This window comes from Peribacillus folii (assembly GCF_030271255.1).
Taxonomy (GTDB): Bacteria; Bacillota; Bacilli; order Bacillales; family DSM-1321; genus Peribacillus.
In genome coordinates this window covers 238,065-254,123 of sequence record NZ_JASJOM010000001.1, presented here as the reverse complement: position 1 = coordinate 254,123, position 16,059 = coordinate 238,065, and the positions used below count along the sequence as shown (strand labels likewise).

Sequence of the window (16,059 nt, the reverse complement as noted above, 5' to 3'; positions counted from 1 at the left end):
CATATTCCATAGCCAAATAGAAAAGGAGGAAGGATGATGCAATTGTCAGCCGTGGCTGAAAAATTGGTGCATGAGGTCCGGAAACTGATTGATGAGGAAATCATCATCATCGATCATGCAGGCACGATCATCGCCAGTACTGATGACAGCCGGATTGGCTCCTATCATGAAGGGGCGATACACGCTTTTAAAAACCGCGAGAAATTGATCATAAATAAACAGGATGAACGAAGTTGGAAAGGCGTGAAGGCAGGAATTAACCTGCCGATTTTTTTTAATCAGGAAGCCGTTTGCGTAATTGGGATCACCGGCGATCCCAAACTTGTTTCCCCCTATGCAGAACTATTGAAAAAGATGACGGAGCTGTTCATTCAGGAAAGCTACCACCTCGAGCAGGAGGAATCCCAATCACGACTGATGGAATTCTTCGTTTTTGAATGGCACCAGCTGGAAACATTCAATGAGCCATTCCTGCAAAAGGCAAAGATGCTTGGAATTGATGTCCATGTAGACAGGGTCATCACTCTTGGTGAGTTCAAGACGGAAAAAGTCATCGAGCCGCATGTCTGGAGGGCGCTTCAGATATACGTAAGGCAGCAGCGTCCGTCGGACATCGCCGTCCGATGGGGGCGAAATCAGTTCGTCCTTCTTTCGCCAGCCAATATGTTTGGTTCAAAGGACCTGCAATTAATGAAATTACGTAAACTGCAAAGGAAGCTCGAAGATAGCTCTGGTTATAAAGTGTGTGCCGGGGTTAGCTCAGGTATGTCTGGTGCCGCTTTCAGAAAGGCTTTCTTCCATGCGGAGCGCTCGTTGAATATTGCGTTGCCAACAGCAACCATTGTATTTGATGTGGACTTAAAGCTTGAAGTCCTGCTAGATGAGGTTACCCGTGAAACAAGACAGGAATATATAACAAGGACGATAGAGGATTTGATTTCGAATGAGGAGCTGCTTAAAACCCTTTCCGTGTACTTCGCCTGTGATTTGTCCGTGAAGGACACCGCTGAAGCCCTTCATATACATATCAATACACTCCATTACAGACTCAAGCGAATTGAAGATATGACCGAACTGAATCCAAGGAAGCTAGCAGATTTGGTCACACTCTATCTAGCTCTGAGAGTATTGGATGAACGTACAAATTAATTGTGAATGAATCGTTAAAATCTGTATGTTCATACATGGAAGGAGGAGCTGTTTTTTCCTTATACTTAAATCATAGCAAAGCGATTAATGTGATTGTGAATATGAGGGGGAAATACATACATGATAACCAAGCAAGTCAAGCAGTTACTCCTTTCCATCGTTGGCTCGGAAAACTACGAGGATTCCAAAGTGGAGTGCCTGGTCCATTCATATGATGCGACACCAGGCTATCAAGCGATGCCGGATGCGGTCATTAAACCTGGCTGTACAGCCGAAGTATCTGAAATCATCAAGATTTGCAACGAGTACAAGGTTCCCATCGTTCCACGCGGCTCTGGTACGAATTTGAGCGGCGGCACCTGTCCGATGGAGGGCGGGCTTGTTCTATTATTCAATCGGATGAATGCTTTGCTGGAGGTCGATGAGGAAAACTTAACGGCGACGGTGCAGCCCGGTCTGATCACATTGGACTTGATCACAGCAGTTGAGGCGAAGGGATTGTTTTATCCTCCGGATCCAAGTTCGATGAAAATCTCCACGATCGGAGGCAACATTAATGAAAACTCAGGTGGGTTGCGGGGGTTGAAATATGGAGTCACGCGCGATTATGTCATCGGGCTCGAGGTGGTCCTTCCGAATGGGGACATCATCCAAACGGGAGGCAAGCTTGCCAAAGATGTAGCCGGTTACGATTTAACGAAGCTGATGGTCGGCTCCGAAGGGACGTTAGGAATCGTTACGCAAGCGATCTTAAAGCTGATTCCCATGCCGGAGAGGACAAAAACGATGCTGGCCTTGTATCAGGATTTGGATGCTGCAGCCCAGTCCGTGGCTAAAATCATTGCCAATAAAATCATTCCGGTCACCCTTGAATTTCTTGATCGGCCGACTTTGGCTGTCGTGGAGGATTTTGCGAAGATCGGGCTGCCTACCGATGTGGAAGCGGTCCTGCTGATTGAACAGGATGGCCCTCCTGAAGTGGTGGAACGTGATATGAAAAGGATGGCGGATATCTGTCTGGAAGAAAAGGCGGTTTCCGTGGAAATTGCCGAAACAGAGGCGGATGCAGCTGCGCTGAAAACGGCAAGACGTACCGCCCTCTCTGCACTGGCACGCTTGAAGCCGACGACCATTTTGGAAGACGCCACCGTTCCCCGTTCGGAAATTGCCAAGATGGTTCGAGCGATCAATGAAATTGCCAAGGAACACGATGTGAACATATGTACATTCGGTCATGCAGGGGATGGAAATCTTCACCCTACCTGCATTACGGACGCTCGTGATCATGATGAAATGGAGCGTGTGGAGCGCGCATTTGCAGACATTTTTGCCGCAGCCATCGATCTTGGCGGGACGATCACCGGTGAGCATGGAGTGGGTGCGATGAAGGCGCCCTACCTAGAATGGAAGCTTAAGAAGGAAGGGGTTGCCGCCATGAGGGTGATAAAGCAAGCATTCGATCCCAATAACATCATGAATCCCGGAAAGGTCTTTGCCAAGGAAAGCAGGAAAAGAGTGGTGGTTTCGTCATGACGACCGTTCAGGAAAGAGAAGCGATTGCCAATCAATTCGCCCAAAAAATGAACGAAGATGAGTTGCTGAATTGCATGCGCTGTGGTTTTTGCCTGCCTCATTGCCCGACTTACATTGAATCTGGAATGAAGGAATCCTACTCGCCCAGGGGGAGAATTGCCCTGATGAAAGCCGTGACGGACGGTGCAATAGAGCCGGATGAAGATGTCGAACGCTCTTTGAGCTTATGCCTTGGCTGCAGGGCTTGTGAACCTGTTTGCCCTTCCGGTGTGAAATATGGACATCTTCTGGAGGAAGCAAGAGATATCATCCATCAGAACAAGGAACACAGTTTTCCTGTGAAAAACATCCGCAAGGCCGTTTTTAGCGGATTGTTCCCACATCAGGAGCGAATGCAGAACATGACGAGCCTGCTTGGCTTTTACCAACGGTCCGGCCTGCAATATATCGCCCGGAAAACAGGGGTCCTAAGTATGCTGCCCGATCATTTGGCGACCATGGAAAGGGTGCTGCCTAGGGTCCCGGCAAAATCTGAAATGAAAAAAAGGCCGGATGGGCTGCCTGCGATAGGTCCGGCTCTCAAAAAGGTGGCCTTCTTTTCCGGCTGCTTGATGGATACGATGTTCCTCGAAACGAACAAGGCAACACTAAAGCTGCTTCAGCGAGCAGGATGTGAAATCGTGATTCCGAAATCCCAGGCTTGCTGCGGTGCGCTTCATGGGCACAGTGGCGAAAAAGAAGGGGCCAAGCAACTTGCAAAGCGGAATATCGAAGCGTTTGAGGCAGAGGGGATCGATTATATCATCACGAATGCAGGCGGTTGTGGGGCTTTTCTCATTGATTACGACCATTTGCTCCAAGATGAACCGACTTGGCATGAACGGGCAATCTGCTTCAAAAGTAAGCTGAAGGACATTAGCGAAATTCTTGTTGAACTTCGCTTTCATGAAAAAACTCGCCTGAAATTACCAGCCCAAACCGTAACATTCCAGGATTCCTGTCACTTACGCAATGTGATGAATACAGCCAGTGCTCCGCGTATTCTTCTTCAGGCGATAGAAGGAATCGATTTCAGGGAAATGAAGGATGCGGATCGCTGCTGCGGCTCGGCCGGAATTTATAATATTGTGGAATCTGAAATGTCCATGAAGATTCTTGATTCGAAAATGAAGCATACCAAATCGACGCAGGCGAATGTTGTTGTTACGGCGAACCCTGGCTGTTTGCTGCAAATGCAGCTGGGTATCGAGCGGGAAAAAATGGGGAATGACACGAAAGCCGTACATATCGTCGACCTTCTCGTGGAAGCTGCAGCTTTATAATAGAAGAAAATGGCGCAAAAACCGAACGCCGATGGTAGGCCGTAAGTGTTTATATGGAATTATTTTACTGAACATTACGTTTTTATTAATGAGCAAATCCTTGATAATCCTGGTTTTCGGGCAAATTGTTGTTCTGTGCTAAGAATGAATTGTCATGTTTTAACATAAATGAAATATGGATTCCTCGTTTACTTAGGTGCAAGGCGGGTAGAGTTTATATATGACAGCTACTAAACAGCACAACAAACCCTAAGGAGGAATGTACAATGAATAAAACAGTTTATGGAGTATATGAATCGAATGCAGAAGTGATCCAAGCAATCAATGCACTCAAGGCCAAGGGCTTTGAAGGGGATGATATCACGGTTGTCGCTGATAAGGAAGAAACATTGGATTTTACCAATCACCAACGTGAAACGGATGTTCATACGATGACGAATGTCCCTCACGACGAATCATTTATGGACAAGGTGGCACGCTTCTTCATGCCAGATGATACAGCTGACCTTTCGACAAGATTGGCGAATGCAGGACTTTCCAATAGTGACGCAGCAGAACATGTCTTTGATGTGGAGAACGGAAAAGTCCTCGTGTTGGTCGAAGAAGGCGAAGGCCATCTTGGAACGGCAAAAGATAAATTCACGACCGCATCGATGGACACGGCCGGAACCAGGCTGGATGGGAACACCGCGCCCCCTCTCGATAACGGTACCGAGAAAGCCGATGCCTTAAATAAGGAAGATGTATATGGAGTGAACGGGAAAGGCCGTGAATTGCCAGAAGATGAACGGACGCTCACGCTTCGCGAAGAACAGCTGAATATCGATAAAGAAAGAGTTCAGACCGGTGAAGTGGTCATTAATAAAGAAGTGAATGAACAACATAAAACGATCAATGTCCCTGTTGAACATGAAGAGGTGACAATCGAGCATCGATCAGTGTCAGGACGGGAAGGAAATCTGGAGACTGACAGCATTCAGGAGGGGGAAACGATACGTATCCCTGTCGTCGAAGAAAAATTGGAAGTATCGAAAAAACCAGTTGTAACAGATGAAATCGTCATCAAGAAACACGCTGTACAAGAAACCGAACAGGTTAAAGATACTTTGAAGAAAGAAGAAATTCAGCTTGATAGTTCAGATGACTCGATCTTGAATGAAAAAAATGCAACTGAACGAAGTGGTAACCGCTTCTAAGTGTAAAAATGTTGGCTAAAAGGGTATCGGAATGTTCTCCATTCCGATACCCTTTTTTTATTACGAAAGCGATCCTTTGCAAAAAAGCCTCCCTTAGAGGGACAGAAAGGTGTTCCTAAAGAACTCCACACTTCCTCTTAGGACGCTTTTTTGTTTAAAAAGCGTCCCTTGGGGTATACCTACAAATAAGACAATGTTCCAGAAATTAAGGAGGAAGAGATGCATGGGAAAAGCATTATACGGTATATACGATTCTAAACCAGAAGTATATCAAGCTATACAATCCTTAACGGAAACGGGAAGAGATGAACGGGAAATAACCGTGATCGCCAATAAAAAGGAAGATTTCGATTTTGGCAGTGAAAGAAAAGATCATGAAGTGGACGTCGTAACGAATGCTAGCGAAGAGTCCTTTTTGGATAAGCTGAAACATTTCTTCCTGAATGAAGGAACGGGAGACATAAGAAACAGGCTGGGAGAATTCGGGCTCGCCGACAGCGAAGCGACCGCATATATAAACGAAGTGGAGGCTGGGAAATTCTTGATCCTTATAGATGACCAGGCAGCCGCCTCCAATGATATGCATGATGATGAATATCTCGCGGAAGACCCGCTTAAAACAGGGGTGGTGAACAACCCGGACCCAAACCTTTTTCCAGAGACCACTGCTAATGCCTATCAAACGCCTGAAGTGGAGGCGCAGCCAGGGAGAAGCAAAGAACTGCACGGGAATTCTGCCGATATCTTTGAAAATCATGAAGAGCTGAACACAAAGCGTGCTCAAGAAAGGGAAATCAGGTCCAATTCCACCGAGAGATACAAACAACAGGAGAAGACGGATTTTGAAGGCACATTGACAAGCGACCCACATGCCGATCCATTTTCAGCCGATACCGGGAAGGCTTTGGATGAAGACCGATCTGTGAACCGTAATGTTAAAGGGGAAGAAGACCCATTGAAAGAGGATTATATCAAGAATAGAATCAATACCGACCATCTGTAAGGGTGCAAACTAACAGCCTGCCCAAAGGCTGTTAGTTTCCTTTTGGCAGGGGAACTCCCTAGCAAGGGATCAGCATTTACCATTGCATTATATGCTTGTTTATTAATAAAGCGGCAAGGTATAATTACAGAGGAATCCTATTTCAAGTGAAGTAACAAGGAGGAAGAAAACATGGACAAAAACGTTTACGGTGTTTTTGACTCTAATCCGGAATTACTTGCTGCAATTCATGATTTACAAGCAAAAGGCGTGACTGGCATACAGATGACAGTCGCAGCTGATATAAAAAATGATGTGCAGCTAGGAAATGAGCATACGGATATATTGATCATCGCCAATCAGGACAAGGATACTTTTTTAGAGAAAATCATCCATTTCTTCACAGAAGAAGGCTCAGGGGATTTGCGTACCTTTTTCACGAAATACGGGTACTCCGTAACAGAAACCAATGCGATTCTCGAAGAAGCGAAAGCAAAAAAATTCATTCTGCTTCTTGATGAAGAGGTCTCAGTCGAAGAAATGAAGGCAGATCCGGATAAAGTGGTGCCGATTACGAAGTGAGTGAATGAAAAAAAATAACAGCCTCCGAGGGCTGTTATTTTTTTAATCCTGATTCAAGGGCATGAATCATTTCTTGTTTTTCTTGATCGGATGAATTTTGCCAGATGACCTCGAATAATACTCCCAAGCCAGGCAACATTTTTTCCTCACCGTTTTGGATTGCATCGACAATCGTGTCTTCCAGCTGCTCCTGCGAATTTCCAGATACATTTTGGATGATCGCATTTCGTAGGTTTAAATTCACAATTATTCCTCCTCTAACACATAATGACTGACATTACTAGCATTTCACAAACAGACATGTAATATGTATGCAATTTGCGTTATAATAGGAAAATCAGTGTGAAGTTAAAGGAGCGTTTACCCTTGAAATATATTGAATCGCTAAAAAACCCGCAAGTCAAGCAATGGAAAAAGCTACTGACGAAAAAAGAGCGTGATAAAACCGGCCACTATTTAGTGGAAGGATTTCACCTTGTTGAAGAAGCTTTAAAAGAAGGAATCGTCATGGAAGTCATCGTAAATGAAGAAACGGAAATGCCAGCCCATTTCAAACTGGAAGGCACGGAAGTCATTTATGTGAAACAAGATATCATGAAAGCAATATGCGATACAGAGGCGCCGCAGGGCATTGCGGCTGTTTGTGAACAGAGATTGGCGAGCATGGCCTCCATTGAGCATGATAAACTATTGTTGATCGATGCCGTCCAAGATCCGGGTAATATTGGGACGATGATCAGGACAGCCGATGCAGCCGGTATTGATGCAGTCATTGTGGGCGAAGGCTGTGCGGATTTATATAATCCTAAGGTGGTCCGTTCGACACAAGGAAGTCTATTCCATATGCCTGTTATCAAGGCAAACCTATCCGAGGTCATCGATGAGCTGAAACAGAATGGGACGCCGGTTTATGGTACGGCTTTGGAAGGTGCTTCGCCGTTCGATGAAGTCAAACAATCATCGCGATTCGCCCTGTTAGTCGGTAACGAAGGCCAAGGCGTTTCAAAGGAGTTACTGGCGAAAACGACCAAAAATCTTTATATTCCGATCTATGGAAAAAGCGAATCGCTTAATGTAGCGATTGCCGCTGGGATTTTAATGTACCATTTGCGAAAATGAATTTGAAACGGACGCCGAATTATAATATAATGAAACAGAATTTTATAATGCAAACAACGATGACAAAGAATAGTAACTTAAGTTATCCATAACCAGGGAAAAATGCCGCGACTGAAAGCATTTTTATGGCACTGCTTAAGGGAATTCACCTTTCGAGTTGGCATTGGGAAGACATGACGTCCGAAAAATGTTCCGGTGAAAAGCCGTTATTTTCATGAAGTGAGTGCAGGAGTTTATTTGTTTTGCACTAATAAGGGTGGTACCGCGATACATAAACCTCGTCCCTTTAGGGATAGAGGTTTTTTTGTGTTCATTTTTAAAAAGGATAATGAAGGAGGAAGACATGATGCAGGAACGATTACTAGAACTGCAGGAAGAAGCGTTGCAAAAAGTGACCGCCGCTTCCGAACTTAAGGAACTGAATGAAGTCCGTGTTGCTTATTTGGGGAAAAAAGGCCCAATCACTGAGGTATTGCGTGGCATGGGCAAGCTCTCGGCAGAGGAACGCCCGAAAATCGGCGCGCTTGCCAATGAGGTACGTGAGGCAATCGCTACGGAAATCGAGCAAAAACAAAAAGCTTTGGAGACGGCAGCCGTCAATGCCAAGCTTGCAACGGAAACGATTGATGTAACACTTCCAGGACGTCCGGTGAACAAGGGGAACCTTCACCCATTAACACGTGTTGTGGAAGAAGTTGAAGATTTATTCATCGGAATGGGATATACCGTTGCGGAAGGTCCTGAAGTCGAAAGCGACTACTACAACTTCGAGGCACTTAACCTGCCAAAAAGCCATCCGGCACGTGATATGCAGGATTCCTTCTATATTACGGATGAAATCCTGATGCGGACGCACACTTCACCCGTTCAAGCCAGAACGATGAAAAAACATGAAGGTCAAGGCCCTGTAAAGATCATCTGCCCGGGAAAAGTATATCGCCGTGATAATGATGATGCGACACACTCCCATCAATTCCAGCAAATCGAGGGCTTGGTCATCGATGAGAACATCAGCATGAGCGACCTGAAAGGAACGCTCGACGTATTCGCGAAGAAATTATTCGGGCAAGACCGTGAAATCCGTCTTCGTCCAAGTTTCTTCCCATTCACCGAGCCTTCCGTCGAAGTGGACATTTCCTGTAAAATCTGCGGTGGTAAAGGGTGCAGCGTATGTAAACAAACAGGCTGGATTGAGGTGCTTGGCGCTGGGATCGTTCATCCGAACGTCCTTGAAATGGCAGGCTTCGATTCCAAAAAATATTCTGGCTTCGCATTTGGAATGGGCGTCGAACGGATCGCGATGCTGAAATACGGTGTGGACGACATACGTCATTTCTATACGAATGATGTTCGATTCTTAAAACAATTCAACCATCACGAAGCATAAATTTTCAATTTATAAAGGAGGACCTACCATGTTTGTCTCATATAAATGGTTACAAGATTATGTTGACCTTTCAGGCATCAATGCGACGGAGTTAGCTGATAAAATCACGAAAAGCGGCATTGAGGTTGAAGGGGTGGAAAAGAAAAGCGAAGGACTTAAAGGCGTCGTCATCGGGCACGTGCTTGAACGTGAACAGCACCCTAATGCCGATAAATTGAATAAGTGCCAAGTTGATATCGGGGCAGAAAATCCCGTTCAGATCATCTGTGGCGCACCGAATGTCGATAAAGGCCAAAAAGTCGCAGTCGCTACTGTTGGTGCCGTCCTTCCAGGGAATTTCAAAATCAAGAAAGCGAAACTGCGCGGCGAAGAATCGCACGGCATGATTTGCTCACTTCAAGAATTGGGCTTCGAATCCAAGCTCGTTTCCAAGGATTATGCAACAGGCATCTTCGTCTTCCCAAATGATGTGGAAGTAGGAAAAGATGCATTGGAAGAGCTTGGTCTAAGTGATGAAGTGCTCGAACTTGGTCTGACGCCAAACCGTTCGGATGCTTTAAGCATGATCGGTGTTGCCTACGAAGTGGGAGCCATTCTCGGCCGGGAAGTGAAATGGCCGGTTATCGAGAAAGAAGAATCAGCTGAAAAAGCGACGGATTACATCAGCGTAAAAGTGGAAGCAAAAGAAGATAATCCGGTTTACATTGCGAAAATCATCAAAGATGTAAAAATCGGTCCTTCACCGCTTTGGATGCAAACACGGCTGATGTCTGCAGGTATCCGTCCTCATAATAATGTGGTCGATATCACGAATTACATCCTACTTGAATACGGGCAGCCGCTGCATGCGTTTGATTATGACCGTTTTGGTTCAAAAGAAATCGTCGTCCGCAGGGCGAAGGATGCTGAAAAAATCGTAACCCTTGATGAAGCGGAACGCACGCTGACACCAGATCATTTAGTGATCACAAATGGCAGCGAGCCTGTTGCGATTGCCGGTGTTATGGGCGGAGCCGATTCCGAGGTGAAAAACGATACCACGAACATCATCCTTGAAAGTGCCTATTTCGCGGGTACGGTCGTTCGTAAAGCTTCAAAAGACCATGGCTTGCGCAGTGAAGCGAGTGCACGTTTTGAAAAAGGCGTTGATCCGGCCCGGATACGTGAAGCTGGGGAACGTGCCGCGCAATTGATTGCCCAATTTGCTGGCGGAACAGTCCTGCAAGGAACGGCAGAAGTTGACGAGTTGACAATGGAACCTGCAGTCATCAGCATCACCCTTGAAAAAATCAATAAGCTTCTTGGCACGAACATGACCGTATCCGAAGTGGAATCGATCTTCAAACGCCTGAAATTCGGTGTGGAACTCGACAATGAAACGTTCACGATCACTGTTCCGACACGCCGTGGGGACATTACGATTGAAGCTGATTTAGTGGAAGAAGCCGCACGTTTATATGGATATGATAATATTCCCACTACGCTGCCAACCGGTGCTGCTACCCCTGGCCATTTGACAGACTATCAAATCAAACGGCGGAAGGCCCGTCGTACGCTTGAAGGAGCAGGTCTTTATCAAGCGGTGACCTATTCACTGACAAGTGAGGAAAAAGCCGCGCAATTTGCATTGGAAGCAAGAGAATCGATTCGATTAGCTATGCCGATAAGTGAAGAAAGAAGCCAGCTGCGTTTAAGCATCGTGCCTCAATTGCTGGAGGTCGTGAGATATAACAACGCCCGCCAACTTGATTCAGTAGCTCTATATGAAATCGGATCCGTATTCTTTAAGCGGGGAGACCAAGAGCTTCCTGAAGAAAAAGAACATATCGCCGGAGCCATCACAGGCCTGTGGGAAGCACATCCATGGCAAGGCGAAAAGAAACCGGTCGACTTTTTTGTAGCCAAAGGCGTGATCGAAGCATTATTCGATACACTGGGATTAACGGATCAAATCAGTTACCGCCAAGCACAAATCAATGACATGCATCCAGGGCGGACAGCGGAAGTCCTGTTGAATGGTGTTGTGATCGGCTTTATCGGCCAAGTGCACCCAACTGTCCAAAAAGATTTGGATATAAAAGAAACATATATTTTCGAGCTTTCCTTAAAGGCATTGTCAGAAGCGGAAGTGGCGCCAATTGCCTACGAAACGATTCCTCGCTACCCATCGACGACACGCGATATCGCGCTCGTCGTCGATCAAGCGACAAAAGCCGGAGACATTCAAATCATGATTGAAGAGGCTGGAGGCAAGCTGCTCAAGGAAGTAACCATCTTCGATTTATACGAGGGAGAAAGAATGGAGCAAGGCAAAAAATCCATCGCCTACTCACTGAAATACTTCGATCCGGAACGTACACTTACGGATGAAGACATTACAAAAGCACACGAAAAAGTACTGGAAGCCGTAAAAGAAAAAGCCGGCGCAGAACTACGAGGTTAAAACAAAAAGACAGCTCCCTGAAACGCGGGAAGCTGTCTTTTTATAAACTGGCGAGTAAAGTGCTCGAATTGGCGAGTAAACCGTCCAAATTCGCGAGTAAAGTGCTCGAATTGGCGAGTAAACCGTCCAAATTCGCGAGTAAAGTGCTCGAATTGGCGAGTAAACCGTCCAAATTCGCGAGTAAACTGCTCGAATTGGCGAGTAAACCGTCCAAACTCGCGAGTAAAGTGCTCGAATTGGCGAGTAAACCGTCCAAACTCGCGAGAAAACCACTCAAATTGGTGAGTAAACCGTCCAAACTCGCGAGAAAACCACTCAAATTGGTGAGTAAACCGTCCGAACACGCAAGAAAAATCGTCAATTAGCGAGTGAACCACTCAAATTAACGAGATTACCGCTCGAATTCGCAAGTAAAGTACTCAACCTGACGAGTAACCCGCATAAAAACGGCTGTTCCTGGAAGGGGGCAGCCGCATTACCTTTATTTATGGTATTTCTGTTGGTATAAACGTTTTGCTTTTTCAGTATTGGCAAAGTGGGTTTTCGTGAATTCGTGCAATGCATCGATTCCTTTTTCATGGATCAATCGTGCAGCGGCTTCGTCGACGGCAAATCCGGCACCCTTCGGGATCTTGAATCCGGCTTTTTCACTTAGCAAATCAAAGCGTTTGACGAAGGCGTATCGCGCCAGAATGGATGCAGCAGCTACGCCAAGGTGGATGCCTTCCGCTTTTGTGCATAAATAGGTAGCATTAGCTTGAAAGCGTTCTTGGTTCTTCAGATAATTAAAAAACACATCAGGCTGGGCGAACTGGTCAATAAGGACTGCCTCGGCTTGCTCTGGCTGGATTTTTTGCATCAGAAGCTTGATGGCTTGGTTATGAAGAAGAGCCTTCATTTTTCCTTGTGACATCCCCTGGGCCTGAAGCGTATTATATTTAGGGTTATCGCAAGTAAGCAGGCTGAAGGGCACGACATCCTTTATCTGTTTGGCAATTTCAATGATCTGTGGGTCTTTCAAGTTTTTTGAATCCTGAACACCAAGCTCCCTCAAAAGGGAAAGTTGTTCTTTTTTTGCATAAACGGCTACGACCGTGATCGGGCCAAAATAGTCGCCTGTCCCGACTTCATCTGAACCAATCACGGACATCGTTCCGATATTCGCAGGCGGTGAATACCGGTGGATTTTTACTGAAGAGGTTGCGGCCGCTTTTTTCTTTGGCGCGGAAGGAGTTGCGGCCTGCTGCCACTTGCCGGCTTCCAGTTCAGCGTTCTTCCCTTGAAAAAGGACCTTTCCCGATTTATAGGCGGTCACCGTGCATAGCGGCGGCTTGGCGGAAAAGATGCTCCCTGGCGGCGCTGTGGTGGCCAAGGATGAAGAATAATGAACGTGCATCTTTTTTATTTGTGCGGGACTGATGAGTAAAACAACATGGGACATAATCGGTAAACTCCTAACTTCATATTATTATTAAGGCAGGCTGCTTCCTGGGTCGTTTTCATCTGACAAATTATTGCAGTTTTTATACAAGAAATGACGCGGTACTCCCTTTCATGACGAAAAACTTCATGATATGATAGAATTAGGATTGTTTAGATTGGGGGCATCATTTTGTCAGACGATAAACGAAATAAAACAACAGTTGATATATACGGACAACCATATACAATCGTCGGAACAGAAAGCGCAAGCCATATGCGCCTGGTCGCTTCGATGGTTGACGAAAAAATGAGAGAGATCAGTATGAAAAACCCATACTTGGATACAAGCAAGCTAGCGGTACTAACGGCCGTGAATACCATCCACGAATATATTAAGTTAAAAGATGAATTAGACCAGCTTCAACTGGAATTAAAGAGAGAGAAGGACTGAGTACATGCTTGATTTAGCAATTCTGGCCATTCTTTTAATCGGTTTATTAATCGGTTTAAAGCGCGGCTTCATTTTACAAACCGTTCATATGACAGGGTTCATAGTGGCCTTTATCGTCGCATATGTGTTTTATGGAGATCTTGCTCCCAATTTGAAATTGTGGATCCCGTTCCCGACGATGAGTGATTCCTCGGCCCTTACTATGTTTTTTGAAACAGTCGGGCTCGAAACGGCTTATTACAATGCGATTGCCTTTGCCATCATTTTCTTCGCTGCCAAGATCCTTTGGCAAATGCTTGGCTCGATGCTCAATTTCATCACACACCTACCGATATTAAAACAGCTGAATCGCTGGGGTGGCGGAATATTGGGCTTTGTTGAAATCTATCTTATCATGTTTATTATATTATATATAGCTGCCATGCTTCCAATGGATTCGATTCAGAAGCCGCTAGCGGGGTCGTTCATGGCAGAATCAATCGTGAAACATACACCGTTCCTTTCCGAACAAGTGAGGGAACTTTGGTTTCAAAAACCAGCTCAATCATAATGACAGTTAACGAGGGCCTGCCCCCCTTTCTCAAAGTCCTGATCCATATACTTTGATTGGGGGAGGCCCTTTTCTGTAAGCGCATGATCCTGCCCCTGATCAAGTCATGGCAGGATCGGCCTGCTTGTACTTTCCCTTCAAGAAAGGTATCTTTAAGAAAGAAAACAAGTCACACCCTACTAATTTTTTTGGCGGTGAATGAAATGGCGATCAATAAAAAAGATATCATTAAACTATTAGAAAAAATCGCGATATATATGGAATTAAAAGGAGAGAATCCTTTTAAGGTCTCGGCTTTCCGCAAAGCAGCAGGAGCCTTGGAAACGGATGATCGGAGTCTTGCGGCCATCGGGGACTTCACTGCGTTGAATGGAATCGGCAAAGGGACGGCATCCGTCATCGAAGAGTACATCAATGAGGGAAAATCGACCGTGCTGGAGGAGCTTCAGGAGCAGGTGCCAAAAGGTTTGATACCACTGCTTCAACTTCAAGGCTTGGGCGGGAAGAAAATTGCCAAACTCCATAAAGAGCTGCATGTCAATGATGTGAATGATCTAAAAACCGCCTGTGAAGAGGGCAGGGTTGCTGCACTGGCCGGTTTCGGTAAGAAAACGGAGGAAAAGATACTGGCAGCCATTGCCGAGGCAGGCTCAAGGCCAGATCGGCTTCCTCTTGCCTTCATGAGGCCGATTGCCGCTGATATTGAAACGGCTCTTGCCAACATGGACCATATCATCCGCTCATCGAGAGCTGGCAGCATCCGGCGCATGAGGGAAACGATCAAGGACCTCGATTTCATCATTTCTACAGATCATCCCGAAGAAGTGAAGAATCAGCTTCTTGCCCTATCAGGGATCAAGCATGTTATAGCGGCAGGGGATACAAAAGTATCGGTCGTGCTTGATTATGAATACGATATTTCTGTCGATTTCAGGATCGTGAAGGATAATGAATTCATCACGACATTGCATCATTTTACAGGTTCGAAGGATCATAATGTGCGGATGCGGCAGCTCGCTAAAGAACGTGGTGAAAAAATCAGCGAATATGGTGTGGAAGTGGCGAAAACTGGCGAGATCCTGACGTTCGAAACAGAAGAACAATTTTATCATCACTTTAATCTGCCATACATCCCGCCGGAATTGCGTGAAGACGGTACCGAAGTCGAGCAATATGATGCAATTGAACCGCTCATATCTCTAGAAGCCATCCAAGGCGATCTCCATATGCATACTACATGGAGTGATGGGGCTTATACGATAGAAGAAATGATCGAAGCATGCCGTGCAAAAGGCTATCGATATATGGCCATTACCGATCATTCGCAATACTTGAAAGTGGCGAACGGACTGACAGTGGAACGGCTGCGGGAACAAAAGAAAATCATCCATGAATTAAATGAAAAATACGATGATTTTACCGTGCTTTCCGGGATTGAAATGGATATCCTCCCTGATGGGACGCTTGATTATGACGATGAACTGCTTGCGGAGCTGGATTTGGTAATCGCATCGATCCATTCCAGTTTTTCGCAGCCGCGTGAAACGATCATGGAACGTTTGAAAACGGCCCTTAACAATCCACATGTCGATATCATTGCCCATCCAACGGGAAGGATCATTGGTAAAAGGACAGGGTATGATGTCGATATCGATATGCTGATCGAGCTTGCCCGCGATACGAATACTGCCTTGGAGCTGAATGCGAATCCGAACCGCCTGGATTTGGCCGCTCCTCATTTACGCAAGGCACAGGAAGCGGGCGTAACGATTGTAATTAATACCGATGCCCACAGCATCGATATGCTGGAGCATATGTCTGTTGGAGTTTCAGCGGCCAAAAAGGGCTGGATCAAAGAATCGTCGGTCCTGAATGCAAAGGATCAGGGAGGATTACTAGCGTTTTTGAAGAGAAATGAGTAAC

General features: G+C 45.8%; 15 protein-coding genes and 1 other annotated feature. Of the genes, 13 read left to right on the top strand and 2 right to left on the bottom strand.

Going from position 1 to position 16,059, the window contains the following annotated elements:
- Nucleotides 1-33: 33 nt before the first annotated feature.
- The 6 genes from QNI08_RS01235 (at nucleotide 34) to QNI08_RS01210 (ending at nucleotide 6,764) form a co-directional block, all read left to right on the top strand.
- Nucleotides 34-1,149 (top strand): PucR family transcriptional regulator, encoded by a 1,116-nt coding sequence (locus QNI08_RS01235; protein ID WP_285765611.1) that lies wholly within the window; start codon nucleotides 34-36, stop codon nucleotides 1,147-1,149.
- 120 nt (nucleotides 1,150-1,269) lie between these two features.
- Nucleotides 1,270-2,682, top strand: a complete 1,413-nt coding sequence (gene glcD, locus QNI08_RS01230) for a glycolate oxidase subunit GlcD (RefSeq protein WP_285765610.1) — start codon at nucleotides 1,270-1,272, stop codon at nucleotides 2,680-2,682.
- A complete protein-coding gene (locus tag QNI08_RS01225; RefSeq protein ID WP_285765609.1) occupies nucleotides 2,679-4,004 on the top strand; it encodes a (Fe-S)-binding protein in 1,326 nt (441 codons plus the stop codon). Before glcD ends, QNI08_RS01225 begins: the two co-directional genes overlap by 4 nt.
- Nucleotides 4,005-4,270: 266 nt before the next feature.
- Nucleotides 4,271-5,200: a YsnF/AvaK domain-containing protein gene (locus QNI08_RS01220; RefSeq protein WP_285765608.1), complete on the top strand. Its 930-nt coding sequence runs from the start codon at nucleotides 4,271-4,273 to the stop codon at nucleotides 5,198-5,200.
- Nucleotides 5,201-5,423: 223 nt separating this feature from the next.
- A complete protein-coding gene (locus QNI08_RS01215) occupies nucleotides 5,424-6,203 on the top strand; it encodes a YflT domain-containing protein (RefSeq protein ID WP_285765607.1) in 780 nt (259 codons plus the stop codon).
- 171 nt (nucleotides 6,204-6,374) lie between these two features.
- Nucleotides 6,375-6,764 (top strand): general stress protein, encoded by a 390-nt coding sequence (locus QNI08_RS01210; RefSeq protein ID WP_285765606.1) that lies wholly within the window; start codon nucleotides 6,375-6,377, stop codon nucleotides 6,762-6,764.
- Between the two features lie 34 nt (nucleotides 6,765-6,798).
- Here QNI08_RS01210 and sspI read toward each other — a convergent pair whose 3' ends face one another.
- Nucleotides 6,799-7,008 carry a small acid-soluble spore protein SspI gene (sspI, locus tag QNI08_RS01205; protein ID WP_285765605.1) on the bottom strand — a complete coding sequence of 70 codons (210 nt, stop codon included), beginning with the start codon at nucleotides 7,006-7,008 and terminating at the stop codon, nucleotides 6,799-6,801.
- 122 nt (nucleotides 7,009-7,130) lie between these two features.
- Here sspI and QNI08_RS01200 point away from each other — a divergent pair, with 122 nt between their 5' ends.
- The 4 genes from QNI08_RS01200 to QNI08_RS01185 all read left to right on the top strand — a co-directional run bounded on the left by QNI08_RS01200 (nucleotide 7,131) and on the right by QNI08_RS01185 (nucleotide 12,078).
- Nucleotides 7,131-7,883 (top strand): TrmH family RNA methyltransferase, encoded by a 753-nt coding sequence (locus QNI08_RS01200; RefSeq protein WP_285765604.1) that lies wholly within the window; start codon nucleotides 7,131-7,133, stop codon nucleotides 7,881-7,883.
- 50 nt (nucleotides 7,884-7,933) lie between these two features.
- Nucleotides 7,934-8,172, top strand: a binding site (T-box leader).
- Between the two features lie 57 nt (nucleotides 8,173-8,229).
- Complete coding sequence (gene pheS, locus QNI08_RS01195) at nucleotides 8,230-9,270, top strand: phenylalanine--tRNA ligase subunit alpha (RefSeq protein WP_285765868.1); 1,041 nt, start codon at nucleotides 8,230-8,232, stop codon at nucleotides 9,268-9,270.
- Between the two features lie 28 nt (nucleotides 9,271-9,298).
- Entirely contained in the window at nucleotides 9,299-11,713 is a 2,415-nt protein-coding gene (gene pheT, locus QNI08_RS01190) for a phenylalanine--tRNA ligase subunit beta (protein WP_285765603.1), read from the top strand.
- 68 nt (nucleotides 11,714-11,781) lie between these two features.
- Nucleotides 11,782-12,078 carry a hypothetical protein gene (locus QNI08_RS01185; protein ID WP_285765602.1) on the top strand — a complete coding sequence of 99 codons (297 nt, stop codon included), beginning with the start codon at nucleotides 11,782-11,784 and terminating at the stop codon, nucleotides 12,076-12,078.
- Nucleotides 12,079-12,194: 116 nt separating this feature from the next.
- Here the strand turns inward: QNI08_RS01185 and rnhC are convergent, their stop codons facing one another.
- Nucleotides 12,195-13,154, bottom strand: coding sequence for a ribonuclease HIII (gene rnhC / locus QNI08_RS01180; RefSeq protein WP_285765601.1), 960 nt, complete (start codon nucleotides 13,152-13,154; stop codon nucleotides 12,195-12,197).
- Between the two features lie 171 nt (nucleotides 13,155-13,325).
- On the opposite strand from rnhC, the gene zapA reads away from it, so the two are divergent.
- From zapA to polX, 3 genes are all read left to right on the top strand, one after another.
- Nucleotides 13,326-13,586, top strand: coding sequence for a cell division protein ZapA (zapA, locus tag QNI08_RS01175; protein WP_057911494.1), 261 nt, complete (start codon nucleotides 13,326-13,328; stop codon nucleotides 13,584-13,586).
- A 4-nt stretch (nucleotides 13,587-13,590) separates the two neighbouring features.
- On the top strand, nucleotides 13,591-14,136 hold the full coding sequence (locus tag QNI08_RS01170) for a CvpA family protein (RefSeq protein ID WP_285765600.1): 546 nt from the start codon (nucleotides 13,591-13,593) through the stop codon (nucleotides 14,134-14,136).
- A gap of 203 nt (nucleotides 14,137-14,339) precedes the next feature.
- Entirely contained in the window at nucleotides 14,340-16,058 is a 1,719-nt protein-coding gene (gene polX, locus QNI08_RS01165) for a DNA polymerase/3'-5' exonuclease PolX (RefSeq protein ID WP_285765599.1), read from the top strand.
- Nucleotide 16,059 lies beyond the last annotated feature (1 nt).